The organism is Ruegeria sp. HU-ET01832 (genome assembly GCF_040371315.1).
Lineage (GTDB): Bacteria > Pseudomonadota > Alphaproteobacteria > Rhodobacterales > Rhodobacteraceae > Ruegeria > Ruegeria lacuscaerulensis_A.
On the sequence record NZ_BAABWL010000002.1, the window covers coordinates 238,193 to 252,642 of the forward strand.

General features: G+C 60.5%; 15 protein-coding genes. 10 read left to right on the forward strand and 5 right to left on the reverse strand.

The features are described 5' to 3' along the window. The first annotated feature begins 78 nt into the window (after positions 1 to 78). Both dapB and ABWV79_RS06530 read left to right on the forward strand, forming a co-directional pair. The gene (dapB, locus tag ABWV79_RS06525) at positions 79 to 888 is read left to right on the forward strand and encodes a 4-hydroxy-tetrahydrodipicolinate reductase (protein ID WP_353391022.1); all 810 of its coding nucleotides are present in this window, start codon (positions 79 to 81) and stop codon (positions 886 to 888) included. 38 nt (positions 889 to 926) lie between these two features. After that, positions 927 to 1,610: a DUF2306 domain-containing protein gene (locus ABWV79_RS06530; protein ID WP_353391023.1), complete on the forward strand. Its 684-nt coding sequence runs from the start codon at positions 927 to 929 to the stop codon at positions 1,608 to 1,610. Here ABWV79_RS06530 and ABWV79_RS06535 read toward each other — a convergent pair. From ABWV79_RS06535 to tmpA, 3 genes are read right to left on the reverse strand one after another with little or no spacing between them, the layout of a single operon-like run. After that, positions 1,597 to 2,265: an ureidoglycolate lyase gene (locus ABWV79_RS06535; RefSeq protein ID WP_353391024.1), complete on the reverse strand. Its 669-nt coding sequence runs from the start codon at positions 2,263 to 2,265 to the stop codon at positions 1,597 to 1,599. The genes ABWV79_RS06530 and ABWV79_RS06535 overlap by 14 nt on opposite strands. Beyond that, positions 2,262 to 2,852, reverse strand: a complete 591-nt coding sequence (gene tmpB / locus ABWV79_RS06540; RefSeq protein WP_353391025.1) for a (R)-1-hydroxy-2-trimethylaminoethylphosphonate oxygenase — start codon at positions 2,850 to 2,852, stop codon at positions 2,262 to 2,264. Before tmpB ends, ABWV79_RS06535 begins: the two co-directional genes overlap by 4 nt. Next, complete coding sequence (gene tmpA / locus ABWV79_RS06545) at positions 2,849 to 3,985, reverse strand: 2-trimethylaminoethylphosphonate dioxygenase (RefSeq protein ID WP_353391026.1); 1,137 nt, start codon at positions 3,983 to 3,985, stop codon at positions 2,849 to 2,851. The genes tmpB and tmpA overlap by 4 nt, the downstream gene beginning before the upstream one ends. Positions 3,986 to 4,084: 99 nt before the next feature. Between tmpA and ABWV79_RS06550 the strand changes: the two genes are divergently transcribed. After that, positions 4,085 to 4,939: a LysR family transcriptional regulator gene (locus ABWV79_RS06550; RefSeq protein WP_353391027.1), complete on the forward strand. Its 855-nt coding sequence runs from the start codon at positions 4,085 to 4,087 to the stop codon at positions 4,937 to 4,939. 4 nt (positions 4,940 to 4,943) lie between these two features. On the opposite strand, the gene ABWV79_RS06555 is transcribed toward ABWV79_RS06550, so the two are convergent. After that, positions 4,944 to 5,126: a DUF1674 domain-containing protein gene (locus ABWV79_RS06555; protein ID WP_170353677.1), complete on the reverse strand. Its 183-nt coding sequence runs from the start codon at positions 5,124 to 5,126 to the stop codon at positions 4,944 to 4,946. An 89-nt stretch (positions 5,127 to 5,215) separates the two neighbouring features. On the opposite strand from ABWV79_RS06555, the gene ABWV79_RS06560 reads away from it, so the two are divergent. The 7 genes from ABWV79_RS06560 (at position 5,216) to ABWV79_RS06590 (ending at position 13,672) form a co-directional block, all read left to right on the forward strand. Continuing rightward, positions 5,216 to 6,472 carry an RsmB/NOP family class I SAM-dependent RNA methyltransferase gene (locus ABWV79_RS06560; protein WP_353391028.1) on the forward strand — a complete coding sequence of 419 codons (1,257 nt, stop codon included), beginning with the start codon at positions 5,216 to 5,218 and terminating at the stop codon, positions 6,470 to 6,472. Between the two features lie 89 nt (positions 6,473 to 6,561). Continuing rightward, a complete protein-coding gene (locus tag ABWV79_RS06565; protein WP_353391029.1) occupies positions 6,562 to 8,298 on the forward strand; it encodes a heparinase II/III family protein in 1,737 nt (578 codons plus the stop codon). Between the two features lie 22 nt (positions 8,299 to 8,320). Next, positions 8,321 to 9,910, forward strand: a complete 1,590-nt coding sequence (gene purH / locus ABWV79_RS06570; RefSeq protein WP_353391030.1) for a bifunctional phosphoribosylaminoimidazolecarboxamide formyltransferase/IMP cyclohydrolase — start codon at positions 8,321 to 8,323, stop codon at positions 9,908 to 9,910. Beyond that, a complete protein-coding gene (lspA, locus tag ABWV79_RS06575) occupies positions 9,910 to 10,380 on the forward strand; it encodes a signal peptidase II (RefSeq protein ID WP_353391031.1) in 471 nt (156 codons plus the stop codon). The genes purH and lspA overlap by 1 nt, the downstream gene beginning before the upstream one ends. Before the next feature lie 49 nt (positions 10,381 to 10,429). After that, the gene (locus ABWV79_RS06580) at positions 10,430 to 10,948 is read left to right on the forward strand and encodes a DUF3035 domain-containing protein (protein ID WP_170353672.1); all 519 of its coding nucleotides are present in this window, start codon (positions 10,430 to 10,432) and stop codon (positions 10,946 to 10,948) included. Between the two features lie 82 nt (positions 10,949 to 11,030). Next, positions 11,031 to 12,371 (forward strand): M16 family metallopeptidase, encoded by a 1,341-nt coding sequence (locus ABWV79_RS06585; protein ID WP_170353671.1) that lies wholly within the window; start codon positions 11,031 to 11,033, stop codon positions 12,369 to 12,371. Continuing rightward, positions 12,368 to 13,672, forward strand: a complete 1,305-nt coding sequence (locus ABWV79_RS06590) for a M16 family metallopeptidase (protein ID WP_353391032.1) — start codon at positions 12,368 to 12,370, stop codon at positions 13,670 to 13,672. Before ABWV79_RS06585 ends, ABWV79_RS06590 begins: the two co-directional genes overlap by 4 nt. A gap of 5 nt (positions 13,673 to 13,677) precedes the next feature. On the opposite strand, the gene ABWV79_RS06595 is transcribed toward ABWV79_RS06590, so the two are convergent. Further along, complete coding sequence (locus tag ABWV79_RS06595) at positions 13,678 to 14,409, reverse strand: Crp/Fnr family transcriptional regulator (protein WP_353391033.1); 732 nt, start codon at positions 14,407 to 14,409, stop codon at positions 13,678 to 13,680. Positions 14,410 to 14,450: the final 41 nt, after the last annotated feature.

A 14,450-nucleotide genomic window follows, 5' to 3' on the forward strand; every position in this document is an offset into this window, starting at 1 on the left:
GCCCAAATCCCACCTTTGCCAAGCGGGCGCGAACCGGGTAGGAGGCTTTGAGCCGACTAATGCGAAAGGACCAGCGCCATGACCCATATTCCGGGGATCGTCATCACAGGGGCTTCGGGCCGTATGGGGCAGATGCTGATCAAGACCGTGTCTGAGAGCGATCAGGCGCGTCTCGTCGGTGTTGTTGAACGTGCGGGCCATGACTGGATCGGGCAGGATGTAGGGACGGCTATGGGCGGTTCAGCGCTGGGCGTCACAGTTACCGATGATCCGCTGGAGGCCTTTGCGCAAGCGCAGGCGGTGATCGACTTCACCGCGCCCGAGGCAACGCTGGAGTTCGCCGCGCTGGCTGCGCAGGCGCGCTGTGTGCATGTGATCGGCACCACCGGCATGACGGATGAACAGATCGCGGCGCTGGAACCTGCCGCGCGCCATGCGGTGATCGTGCGGGCCGGAAACATGAGCCTCGGCGTCAACCTGCTGGTGCAGCTGACCAAAAAGGTCGCGGCCGCACTGGACGAAGATTTCGATATCGAGGTCATCGAAGGCCACCACCACCACAAGGTCGACGCGCCCTCGGGCACGGCCCTGATGCTGGGCGAGGCCGCCGCCGAGGGGCGCGGGGTCAACTTGGCCGATGTGTCCGACCGGGGCCGCGACGGTATCACCGGCGCGCGCAAACGCGGCGACATCGGTTTCCACGCGATTCGCGGCGGAGACATCGTGGGCGAACATGACGTCCTGTTCGCCGCGCCGGGTGAACGTATCGTCCTGCGCCATCTGGCCACCGACCGCGCCATCTTTGCCCGCGGCGCGCTGAAAGCGGCGCTGTGGGGGCAGGGCAAAGCGCCGGGTCAGTATGACATGGTGGATGTGCTGGGCCTCTGAGCCATAGACGCGGAGACCAAAGGCGCTAGGGTCAGCTTATGCGAACCGTGAAGTCTCGCGTAGTTTTGGGCTTGTTGCTGGTGGTGTTCTATCTGACGCTGCTGCCTTTCGTCGTACATGGTTTTAGCATGATCCGTGTCGGGCTGTCTGAAGACGCGGCGCAGCAAAGCTATTTGTTTTCAGACGGGCAGGGCGTCGGCAATTTGGCGATGCTGGTGCATATATTCGCCGGGACCGTATTGGTCGCGCTTGTCCCTTTGCAAGTGCTGCCAGGCTTGCGGCGGAAATACACCCGTTTCCATCGCATTTTGGGCCGAGTGCTGGTCACACTTGCACTGATCACGGGTTTGGCCGGGATGACCTATATCCCCCTGCGCGGCACGATCGGAGGTCCGGTCATGTCGGCGGCCTTTTTCCTTTATGGGCTTTGCCTGTTCACGGCAGCGCTGATGGCGGCGCGTATGGCGTTGAACAAAGACCGTGCCGGTCATTGGGCTTGGGGCCTGCGCCTGTTCTGGCTGGCGCTGGGATCGTGGCTTTATCGGGTGCACTACACGATTTGGTATCTGCTGACCGGTGGGCTGGGGTCCGAGCCCGATTTCTCGGGCCCGTTTGACCTTGTACAGAACTTTGCGTTCTACGTGCCGTATCTGATGGCCGTTCAGCTATGGGTTACTCGCAAGCGGCGGGCGCATACTGGGGCTTTGCCTACACTTCCTTAATCTTGTCCGCGCGCAGCGGGCAAGACAGGTAGACGCCGAACTCTTTCCCGATATCGGCGCTGACGCGCGCATGAACTGCGCCCTGACGGTCAAGAAACCGCTGGCTGTCTTGGACCGGGAAAATTCCCTCGTGCCAGATGCCGGGATGAATATAGAGCCCGCGTGAGCCGTCGCACCAGAAGGCCACGACCTTCTCGGGCGTCAGGTTGTCGCCGGGCAGGGCAGCAGGAACGATGAAGGGCTTGTTGTCCAGGGGCCAGAACATCTGACCGCCATCCGGGTGATAGTTCATGTGCCACAGCAGGACCTGATCACGAGGCGCGGTTTGGCGTGCGGTTTGCGCCTGCTGCGGATCGGCGGACCAGCCCAGAACATAGTGGCCTTTGACCGCCTCGTTCTCGCCATAGAGCACGTCGCCTTGCCAGTCGCATTTGAACGTGCCTTCAACCCAGCCGCCTTCGTCGCCGGTGCCCTCGTCGATGGGCCGCCAGCCTTGCTGCGGCCAGCGGGTGATCTCGATCTCGAACCCTTGAGGGTCATCGACCAAACAACCATAGCCTTTGACGGATGCATCGGTGGCCCGGATCAGGGGCACCTCGTGCCAAGGTAGGGACGGCTTGGTGCTGGCTTCAAAGATGTATTCAGGCGCGGTCATGCGGCCCCCATATGCTTATCGACCATGCGCCGCACCATCGGGGCGAAATGGGCGAAATCGGGGGTTTCCATGCCCGCGCGTTTGCCAGCCTCGTCCAGATAGCGGACCTGAATGATCTCTTTCAGGTTCGGGTTGGCCTCGAACGCGGCCACCTCTTCGGGGTTCATCGGGCCGCCCTGCAACTCCAATGTGTGGACCGAGGCGGTGGACAGCCGGTTGAAATACTCGGGCTTGGTGGCGCAGAGATAGCGCTTGGCCGCCACGTGATACCGGCAGCAATCGGTGATGACGGACGGGAAGAACTGCTCCAGCACTTCGGCACCTGCATCCTCGTGGTGGCGGTCTTCGGTGTCGTCGGGGTGATAGGTGCCGAACTCGGACGTAAAGTGGCCGATATCGTGCAGCAGGGCGCCGACGATGATTTCCTCGGGCATGCCGTTCTGTTCAGCAATCGTGGCCCCTTGCAGCATATGTTCGGCCATGGTGACGGGTTCGCCCAGATATTCCTCGCCGCCGCGGCGGTCGAAGATGTCGCCGATGAAGGCCACGATATTGTCGCGGTTCAGGGTCGAGAAATCGGGTTTCATTCCGCCGCCTCCGGCTGTGCCATTTCCATCGCCGCCAGTGTGGACAGCAAGCCATCCTTGTCGGCGTAACACCCCTGCAACCAGCGCGATCCAGTGCCGGAATAGCCCAGCCGCGCATGCAGGACGCGGGTGTTGTCGACGATGAAGCTCTCACCTGGTGCCAGTTTGAAGGACACACCCATGGCCGGGTCGTCGATGATGTCGCCAAGCTGACGATAGGCGGCGTAATAGGCCTCCATCCGGTCGAACGGGATATCGACAAACGGTGCAGAGGAGCGGTTATTGAACCGGATGCTGACCAGCTCGCCATCCGGTGACAGCTCGATCATCGGGCGGCGCGACCGCAGGCAGACGCCGTCTTCGCCCTTGTATTCGAACCGCGCCGGGTATCCGGCCAGCAGGGCAAAACCATCGGGGTTCTGATCGCGCAACTTTTCGGCGGCGCGGAAGCCGTCCACCACGATGGAATCGCCGCCCTCAGCGCTGTTTTCCAGACAATATAGGATCTGCAGCGTGGGCACCGGATCGCGATAGGGATTGTCGGTATGGGCCTGCAATCCCAGCCCGGTAAAGGCAAGGTTGGTCGGGTTCACCTCGGTGCGGACCTCGAAATAGGGGCCGTAGTTGGTTTCGCGCACATAGCCGAACAGATCAGCCACCTGCAGCAGCGATTCCGGTTCGGTCGAGCCGCCGGCCAGCTTGGCAAAGCCGAACTCTGCCACGGCGGCCAGCCAGTCGCGCTTGGCCTTGGGGTCGGCGTGGACTGCGTTCCAATCCGCGCTGGGCGGGGTCAGAGTGCTGTCCCATGTGGTGAGGCCGGGGGCGAGGCGACCCCTCTTTTCAGTATGGTCATGGTCATAGATGTGATCGGCCAGCCAATGGGCGGGGAAGGTCACCGTCTTGCCTTCGGGCTGGAAGGTGACGCTCAGATCGCCGTTCAGAACTTCGGCCGCGCTGACCGAGACATTGACGGGAATGTCCCCGATGGTGATCAGGCGCTGACCATTGCCCGGCGCGCGGGTGTCGGGGTCCAGCGCATTGTCGCGCAGCCAGATGGCGTGAAAGCGCGCTTGTGTGCCATCGGCAAATTCAACAGTCACGATCTGCGTGGTGTGAGTGGCGGTGCGCAGCATGAGGTCTCTCCTGTTCGGCGCGGGCTATGGTTGAGGAGATACGCCCCTCGTGGCATTACCACAATTAAACCTTATTGCGACTGAGGGATGGAAAAACTTATGGCTCGGAAAAAGATCGGATTGCCACCTCTGGACTGGTTGCGCGTGTTTGAGGCCGCCGGTCGGCTGGGCGGATTCTCTGCAGCGGCGAAGGAATTCGGGCTGACGCAGGCGGCGGTCAGTCAGCGGATCGCGAACCTTGAGGCTTGGCTGGGCCGGACCCTGTTTGTCCGCGAGGCACGCGGCGTGTCGCTGACGGTCGAAGGCGAAAGCTATTTGCCGCTGGTGCAGGACAGCCTGCAGGCGTTGGAACGCAACACCGAGGATTTGTTCGGCAAAGCCCCGCGCGAACTGCGCGTGGCGGGGCTGTCGTCGAACATCCACGCGCTTGTGGTTCCGGCGATCCCCCGGTTTCAGCAGATGCGTCCCAAGGTGCGGGTGATGACGGATTCTGTCGCGCGGCGGTCATCGCTGGACGAGGAACGCACTTGGCTGCAGATCCGCTACGGGCGCGGTGCGTGGCCGGGGCGCGGGGCTGAACGGATCGCGCTCGAGGTTCTGGTGCCCATGGCCGCCCCCGGTGTCTACTGGGGAGCCCCCCTGATCGACCTGCGTGGCGAGCGACCTGCCTGGCGCGACTGGGCGCGCAAGACTGGCCATGACGATCTGCCGCCTTCGGTGATCAGCTTCGACTCGATGGAACACGCCCTGTCGGCAGCACGGCAAGGGATGGGGGTGGCGTTGGGGTCCGAACCTCTGGCGCAGGCCGATCTGCAGGCCGGGCGCTTGCGGCGTCTGGACTTGCACGCGCTGAACACGAAAGACGGCTATTGGCTGACATGGCCCGAGGATCGGGCGAAATCCAAAAAACAGCGCGCGTTGATTGCCGATTTCCTGACCGCGCTGCGGGGCTGAGCGGTCAGAAATCGATCGCGATGCCCTTCTTCTCCCAATCGCCATAGCGGGCGGGGTCGGGGCCGTCGCGGCCACCCAGTTCCTTGGGCTGCTCTTTCGCCTCGGCTGCGGCCTTGCGGCGGCGGTCCTCGGCCTCGGCCAAAGCGCGTTGGGCGGCGGGCGGCAGGTCTTTGCGGTCGTCGCTCATGAGATCGGGTTCCTTTCCGTGCTAGGGCTTGATATACGCCCCCGTCCGCGTTTGGCAATGCGGGCGAGGGTCACATCAAAGGCGGTTCCATGTCCGACAACGCAACAGCCGCGCGGCGCAGCGCGATCTATCTGCTGGATCAGATATTGGGCGAAGGGCGTCTGTTGTCCGAATGTCTGGCCGCCGGCGCATTGGACCGGCTGGACCGCGAAGACCGCGCCCGCGCACAGCGCCTGACGTTGGAAACCCTGCGCGGGTTGGAACGCGCCGACCGTCTGCTGGACAACCATTTGAACCGGACCCCTGCGTTGACCGTACATAACGCCCTGCGTCTTGGCGCAGTGGAACTGTGTCACGGCGAGGCCGCGCATGGGGTAGTCAATTCTATGGTCGAGATCGTTGGCCGGTCGCGCAAACATGGCCGCCTCAAGGGTCTGGTGAACGCGGTGCTGCGCAAGGTGGCCGCTGAAGCGCCCGAGGCATGGCCCAAGATGCGCGTTCCTCGACTGCCCAAATGGCTGCGCGACCCGCTGACCGTGGCTTGGGGCCCTGATGCCATCACCGGTATGGAGCAAGCGCATTTCGCAGGCGCGCCGCTGGATATTACCGTCAAACCCGGCGCCAACGGCCCCGGTGAGACGCTGCCCACTGGCTCGCGCCGGGTACAGGATGGGGGGCAGGTCTCGACCTTGCCGGGGTTCGACAATGGCGATTGGTGGGTACAGGATGCTGCTGCAGCTATCCCCGTTCAGGTACTTGCACCGAAGGCCGGAGAGAACATACTTGACCTCTGCGCCGCCCCCGGTGGGAAAACCATGCAGATTGCCGCGGCCGGAGCGAACGTTACAGCGCTTGATGTGTCGGATTCTCGGTTAGAACGTGTGCGCGAGAATCTCCAACGAACGGGGCTGAAAGCCAAGGTCATCGCTGGTGATGTGCTAGAGCATCAGGGCCAATACGACGCGATCCTGTTGGACGCGCCCTGTTCGGCAACCGGTACGATCCGCCGCCACCCGGACCTGCCCTTTGCCAAGGATGGCTCGGAATTTGGCGGGTTGATCGAATTGCAGGCACAGATGCTGGCCCATGCGTGGGGCCTGCTCAAACCCGGCGGGCGGCTGGTTTACTGCACCTGTTCCCTGCTGCCGGACGAGGGTGAGGTTCAGATCGAAGAAGCGTTGGATCTTTTCCCGGACATGCAGGTCGACCGCGAGGCGCTGGATATTGCTGGCATCGACAAGGTTTGGATCACCGAAGAAGGCGGCCTGCGCCTGCGGCCTGACTATTGGGCGGATCGGGGTGGTATGGATGGTTTCTATATCGCGTGCCTGAACAAATCTGCCTGATGCGACGCTTTTCGATGACATGACGCGCGACGCGGTTTATCGTTGCGCTTAGGCGCCAGCAGAGCGCACAGGGCAGAGTAACGGGCGGCATGTCAAACAAGGATACCATGGCAAACCGGTGGACGCGGTTTCAAAACCGCCTCTACGCGCGGCTCAGTCAGCGGCGCAAACCCGTCAGTGGTTTTGTGGGTGAGCCCGAACCCCGGACGATTGGCGCGTTTGCCCGGGGTCGACAGCTGGTCGCCGGAAACCTTCTGTTTGCAGGTTTTCTGGTCGAGGCACAGGATACCGAGCTATGGGATGTTACGGCCCCAAGTGCCGGTTTCGACAATGAACGGCACGGGTTTGCATGGCTCGATGATCTGGCGGCCGTTGGCGACATGCGTGCGCGCGAGAAGGCGCAACGCTGGGTCTGGGGTTGGATTGCGGCACATGGGCGCGGTCACGGTCCCGGCTGGGCGCCTGATCTGACCGGGCGTCGTGTGATGCGCTGGGTCAACCACTCTGCCTTTTTGTTACGTGGTACGGATGAAAAACAGCGCCAGCAGTTTTTTCGAGTTTTGTCGCAGCAGACTTGGTTTCTGTCCAAGCGCTGGAAAGCCGCCACGCCGGGATTGCCGCGGTTCGAAGCTTTGGCGGGTTTGGTTCAGGCCGGTCTGGCGCTGGAGGGTCTTGAACATATGGCAGACCCGGCCCTGCGCGCTTTGGCGCGGGAATGTGACAGTCAAATTGACCCTAAGGGTGGTTTACTGACCCGCAATCCAGAAGAATTGCTTGAGGTTTTCACGTTGCTGGCCTGGACATCCGCAGCACTCAGCGAGCTAGGCAGGGGGACGCCCGGCGCACAGGCGGGTGCGATCAAGCGGATGGCCCCCACACTGCGCTGTCTGCGGCACTCGGACGGGGGACTGGCGCGGTTTCACGGAGGCGGGCGCGGGCTAGAAGGACGTTTGGATCAGGCGCTGGCGCAAAGTGGCGTGCGGCCACATCATGCCACTGGCCTGTCGATGGGCTACGCGCGCCTTTATGCAGCGCGAACCAGTGTAATCGTGGATGCCAGCGCACCGCCCAAGGGGCCAGCGTCGTATAACGCGCATGCCTCAACCTTGGCTTTCGAACTGACCTCGGGCCGACGCCCCCTGATCGTGAATTGCGGATCAGGGGAAACCTTCGGCGCGGAATGGCGCCGGGCAGGACGCGCAACCCCGTCGCATTCAACCTTGTGCCTTGATGGCTATTCCAGCGCCCGCCTGACCAGCCCTGACCACCGAGGAGCCGAAGCCCTGGTCGATGCACCGACTGATGTTCCGAACGAATTCGAAGAATCCTTTGAAGGTGCGAAGTTCATGGCCGGGCATGATGGCTATTCGAAAGTGTTCGGCCTGACCCACGCCCGTACGTTCGAACTGCGCTTTGACGGGCGCGAACTGGTTTGCGAGGATATTCTGCTGACGTCGGATGACCGGGCAAAACGACAATTCGACAAGGCGATGAACGCCTCGAGCCTGCAAGGCATCGGATTCGATATTAGATTCCACCTGCATCCCGACGTTGATGCGGCGCTGGATTTGGGCGGCGCGGCGGTGTCAATGGCGCTCAAAAGCGGTGAGATCTGGGTATTTCGTCATGACGGGGTGGCAAAACTGACTGTCGAACCAAGCGTTTATCTTGAAAAAGGGCGTCTAAAGCCGCGCGCGACAAAACAGATCGTTCTATCTGGCCGCGCAATGGAGTATGCGACGCGCATTCGGTGGACGTTGAGCAAGGCACAGGATACAGCCTATGCCGTGCGCGATGTGCACCGGGACGAGCCCGATTTCGACTGACGCCAAAAGGACCTTTGGACCCATGACCGACCTTCACCTCGTGCGCCGCGCGCTGCTTTCCGTATCCGATAAGACCGGATTGATCGATCTGGGCAAGGCGCTGGCCGAGCGCGGGGTCGAGTTGTTGTCAACCGGCGGCACCGCAAAGGCCCTGCGCGAGGCGGGGCTGGACGTGAAAGACGTCAGCGAGATCACCGGTTTTCCCGAAATGATGGACGGCCGGGTCAAGACCCTGCACCCGATGGTGCATGGCGGGCTGCTGGCGCTGCGTGACAACGACACCCATGTGGCCGCGATGACCGAGCACGGGATTAGCGCGATCGACCTGCTGGTGGTGAACCTCTACCCGTTCGAGGCGACCGTGGCGAAGGGGGCTGGATATGACGAATGTGTCGAGAATATCGACATTGGCGGCCCTGCGATGATCCGCGCGGCAGCAAAGAACCATGCCTTTGTAAACGTGGTCGTTGATGTCGAGGATTACGACAAACTGCTGGGCGATATGGATCAGCACAACGGCGCGACCTGCCCGAAATTCCGCCGCAAGCTGGCGCAAAAAGCCTATGCCCGCACCGCCGCCTATGACACCGCCGTGTCCAACTGGCTGGCCGACGCGCTGGAGCTTGAGGCCCCCAAACGCCGCGCCTTTGCGGGTGAGCTGAAACAGACCCTGCGCTATGGCGAGAACAGCCACCAACAGGCGGCTTTCTACACCGACGGCACCAATCGGCCCGGCGTTGCCACGGCGGTGCAGCATCAGGGCAAAGAACTCAGCTACAACAACATCAACGACACCGACGCAGCCTTTGAACTGGTGGCTGAATTCGACCCGGCGCAAGGTGCTGCCTGTGCTATCATCAAACACGCCAACCCCTGCGGTGTGGCAACGGGCCCCACGCTGATCGATGCCTATAAGGCGGCGTTCGACTGCGACCGCACCTCGGCCTTTGGTGGGATCGTGGCGCTGAACCAGCCGTTGGATGCGGAAACCGCGCAGGAAATCACCGGGATTTTCACTGAGGTTGTGATTGCTCCGGGCGCGTCGGATGAGGCCAAGGCGATCTTTGCTGCCAAGAAGAACCTGCGTCTGCTGACGACCGAAGGGCTGCCGGATGTGACCGCAGGCGGCAAGACCGTCCGTCAAGTGGCCGGTGGCCTGCTTGTGCAGGACAAGGACAATGGCTTTGTCGGTATGGATGACCTGAAAGTGGTCACCAAGAAAGCGCCAACTGATGAACAAATGCGCGATCTGCTGTTTGCTTGGAAAGTGGCGAAACACGTCAAGTCCAACGCCATCGTCTACGTCAAGGACGGCGCGACAGTGGGTGTGGGTGCTGGCCAGATGAGCCGCGTGGACTCGGCGCTGATTGCGGCCAAGAAAGCCGAGCGTATGGCCGATGTGCTGGGGCTGCCGCAGCCGTTGACCATCGGCTCGGCTGTGGCGTCGGATGCGTTCTTCCCCTTCCCCGACGGTTTGATGGAGGCCGCCGAGGCCGGCGCGACCTGTGTGATCCAGCCGGGTGGTTCGATGCGTGATGACGAAGTGATCGCAGCGGCGGACGAGGCCGGTCTGGCCATGGTTTTCACCGGTATGCGGCACTTCCGTCACTAATGCGCTGTCGCTTGCTCCTTTTGGCTGCGCTTGCGGCGTTCGCGATCGACCAGATCAGCAAATATCTGGTCATCCACGTCATGCGCGTGGCCGAGGGCGATATCGACGTTCTGCCGCCCTTGCTTGTGCTCAAATACGGCGAGAATCGGGGCATCAATTTCGGCTTGTTTCAGGGCGATAGCGACGCGGCGCGCTGGGTGCTGATCGGCGTGTCCGTTGCGATCTCGGTTGCTGTGTTGATCTGGCTGATGCGCTCTGCGCCATCAAAGCTGATGCTGTTCTGCGGCGGTTTGCTGATCGGCGGAGCGTTGGGCAATGTTGTTGACCGTGTGCTCTATGGTTTTGTTCTCGATTTTCTGAACATGTCATGTTGCGGCATCAACAACCCATATGTTTTCAACCTTGCCGACGTGTTCATTTTTGCGGGGGCCATAGGGCTGGTGCTCTTCGACAGCAAAAAGCCCTCGTGACGCGCTCGTCGATATGCGTTAAAACGCCCGAAACAGGCTGGAGACTCTGATGCGGTTGCCGCGTTCCATATTTGCTGTGACATTGGCCTTTGCGGTTGCGGGATGTTCCGATATCGGCCTGCGCCACCTTGAAGCGCCGGGGCCAGGGCCGGACGAGTTTTCCGTGCTGCCAGTCAAACCTCTGACGCAGCCTGAAGATTATCAGTTTCTGCCTGCTCCAACCCCGGGCGGTGGTAACCTGACCGACCCAACGCCAACAGCCGATGCGGTTGCGGCGCTTGGCGGCAATCCGGCAGCTCTGAATCCGAATACGGCGATTCCATCGACGGATGCCGCGTTGGTGACAGCCTCAAGCCGCTACGGCGTCCCGTCCAATACCCGTCAGGTGGTTGATACTGAGGATGCCGAGTTCCGTAGGAAGCAAGGTCGACTGACCCGTTTGCGTTTGTTCAAGATCGACCGCTATGAGCAGGTCTACCGGAAAGAGGCGCTGAACGCGGATCAACAGAACCAGGCGGCCCGTCGTGCAGGTATCGAAACGCCTTCGGCCCCTCCTTTGGATGAATAATCCTTAACTTTTCGTCATCGGCCTTGAACCTGCGCCGCACCACCGTAGTTTGAACCTCAGCAAACTATACGGAGGATGCCCCATGGTTCGGGCCTTGGCATTGTCGGCTGCCCTGATCGCCGCCACCCCGGTCTTCGCCGAGGATGGGCAGGAGGCGGTCACTACCTTCACGCTTGATAACGGCATGGATGTCGTGGTGGTTGAAGATCACCGCGCCCCTGTGGTGCAGCATATGGTCTGGTATCGAGCAGGGTCTGCGGATGAGCCGATTGGGTCGTCTGGTGTGGCGCATTTTCTGGAACATTTGCTGTTCAAAGGCACGGATACGCTTGCACCGGGTGAGTTTTCGGCCACGGTCGCAGCCAATGGTGGTAATGACAACGCTTTCACCTCCTACGACTATACAGCGTATTTCCAACGCGTGGCCTCTGACCGACTAGAGCTTATGATGCGGATGGAATCCGACAGGATGCGCAATATCCGCTTGAGTGAGGAAGATATTCTTACCGAACGCGACGTGATCCTTGAAGAGCGTAACCAGCGCAAAGAAAACAACCCGCGCGCCCTGTTCAGCGAGCAGATGAGCGCGGCGCAGTACCTCAACCATCGCTATGGTGTGCCGATCATCGGCTGGCGGCATGAGATGGAGACACTGGACATGCAGGATGCGCTGTCCTTCTACCAGACCCATTACGCCCCCAATAACGCCATTCTGGTCGTTACCGGCGACGTCGATCCCGATGACGTAAAAACCTTGGCCGAGAAATACTATGGCGTCATTCCGGCCAACCCAGATCTGCCCGAGCGCATAAGGTCGCAAGAGCCGCCTCAGACCGCAGCGCGGAGGCTGACCTATAAAGATCCGCGCGTCTCGCAACCCTATGTTCAGCGTAGTTATCTGGCGCAAGAGCGCGACGCGGGCGCGCAGGAAAAGGCTGCGGCGTTGTTCCTGCTGGCCGAGCTTTTGGGCGGGGGCAATACGTCATACCTGTCCGAAAAGCTGCAGTTCGACCAGCAGAAGGCGGTCTTCAGCGGTGCGTTTTATCGCGGGACGTCGTTGGATAATACGACCTTTGATCTTGTGGTCGTCCCGGCGCAGGGCGTGTCTTTGCAAGAAGCCGAAGATGCGATGGATCAGGCTGTTGCGGATTTTATTGCCGAAGGTGTGAACGAGGAAGACCTGGATCGCATCAAGATGCAGTTGCGGGCATCGCAGACCTATGCGCGTGACAACGTGGACGGAATCGGCAACCGCTATGGCCGTGCTTTGACCACCGGTTTGACAGTCGAAGACGTGCAGGCCTGGCCCGATATTCTTCAGGCCGTTACCGGCGATGAGATCATCGCGGCCGCACGCGAAGTCTTTCAACTCGAAACATCAGTCACCGGGTGGCTGATGCGCGACGATGAGGTGACACAATGAAACGGATCTTTGCCACTCTGATCGCTTTCATTATCGCTTTGCCCGCCTGGGCCGAGATCGAAATTCAGGAAGTCACGTCGCCCGGGGGTATTACCGCCTGGCTGGTCGAGGATCATTCGATTCCCTTCACCGTGATCGAGTTGCGGTTTCGCGGCGGCACCTCGCTAGATGATCCGGACAAACGCGGTGCAGTATACCTAATGGCGGGCCTGATCGAAGAAGGCGCGGGAGATATGGACTCGCGCACTTATGCTCGCGAGTTGGAATCTCTGGCCGCCTCTTTCCGGTATAACGCAACTGACGATCAGGTATCGGTGTCGGCGCAGTTTCTGACCGAAAATCGCGACGAGGTGGTCGATCTGCTGCGCGTTACTTTGCATGAGCCGCGCTTTGATCAGGACGCTGTGGACCGCGTGCGGGCGCAGGTTCTGTCTGGGCTGCGCTCGGATCAAACCGATCCCAATGACATTGCCGGTCGCAACTTTGCCCGCATGGCCTATGGTGATCATCCCTATGGGTCCGAGGGCAAAGGGACCATCGACAGCGTGACCACCCTGACGCGGGACGATATTGTCACGGCCTACGAAAATGTGTTCGCCAAGGACCGCATGTATGTTGGCGCAGTTGGCGACATCACGGCCGAGGAACTGGGCGTGCTGCTGGATAAGCTGTTGGCCGACCTGCCCGCAAGCGGCAAACCGATACCGGGCCGTGCTCAGGTGACCATTCCCGGTGGTGTAAGCGTGGTCGAATTCGACACTCCGCAATCGGTGGCATTGTTTGGCCATGAGGGGATCGACCGTGATGATCCCGACTTCTTTGCGGCCTTTGTTCTGAACCACATCCTAGGCGGGGGTGGTTTTGAAAGCCGCCTGATGCATGAGGTGCGTGAAAAACGGGGCCTTACCTATGGTGTCAGCACCTATCTGGTGCCCAAGGATCTGGCCTCGGTTTATCTGGGATCCGTGTCTTCGGCCAATGATCGTATTGCCGAGGCCGTCAAAGTCATTCGTGACGAATGGGCCCGCGCGGCAGACGAAGGTGTGACGCAGACGGAATTGGATGATGCAAAGACCTATCTGACCGGTGCCTACCCGTTGCGCTTTGACGGAAACAGCCAGATCGCGTCGATCATGGTTGGGATGCAAATGGAAGACCTGCCGATCGACTATATCGCGACACGCAACGATCAGGTGAACGCCGTTACGTTGGAGGATGTGAACCGCGTTGCATCCGAGCTGTTGGATCCAGAAGGGTTGCATTTCACCATTGTCGGCAAACCCGAAGATCTGGACGGTTGATCCGGTTAGGCAGCGGCGGGTCTTTTCTGGGCCAGTAACGTATGCTTGTTGCTGCTTAGCAGCTTTTGCCGCGCATGTCTGAAATGCGCGGCCTTTAGCGCATCATCAATATGTCTGTTTCGTTTGAGCAAGCGCGTCAGCTTGATGTTGTCGAAAACCAGGCATCTGGTCGGTTCGGTTGCGATGACGGTGGCAGTTGCGGGAAGGCCAAGGCCGAAGGTCAGCTCTCCGAGTATTTCATCCGATCCGCAGCAGTTGATCACGTGACCGTCTTTCAGGATCGTGGTTCGACCGGTCAATACAAATCCCAGAAAATCGGTGGTCTTGCCTTCTTCGATCAGGATATCCCCGGTTGGGAACTCTTTCACGGTGGCCGTATTCAGCAACCTGCGGGCCTGATGGGGTTTTAACGATTCCAGATGTAATGCGATGAATTGGCGCTCGTCCTCCGAGAACCGCACCAAGTGCCGGGACAAGTAGCCTCGCAATAGACCAAGGACCGAGATCAGAATATATGCCATCTGGATGATCGAACCGGCCAGATTGAATTCTTCAGCCATGCTGATCAGGACGCAACTGGCGGCGATAATGGTCAGGACGGGGTAAAGGATACCTGTTCCCCTGATGACACCCATCTGCAGCATGAAGTAGTTCAGAATGTACAGTCCGGCGCCGCAGACGCCAACCAACGTGACAATCTGTAAAGAGGTTGAGAAATCAATCGGTAAACTCAGCATGAAAAAAGGCCCATTCTAGATTAGAATGGACCTTACGTTGG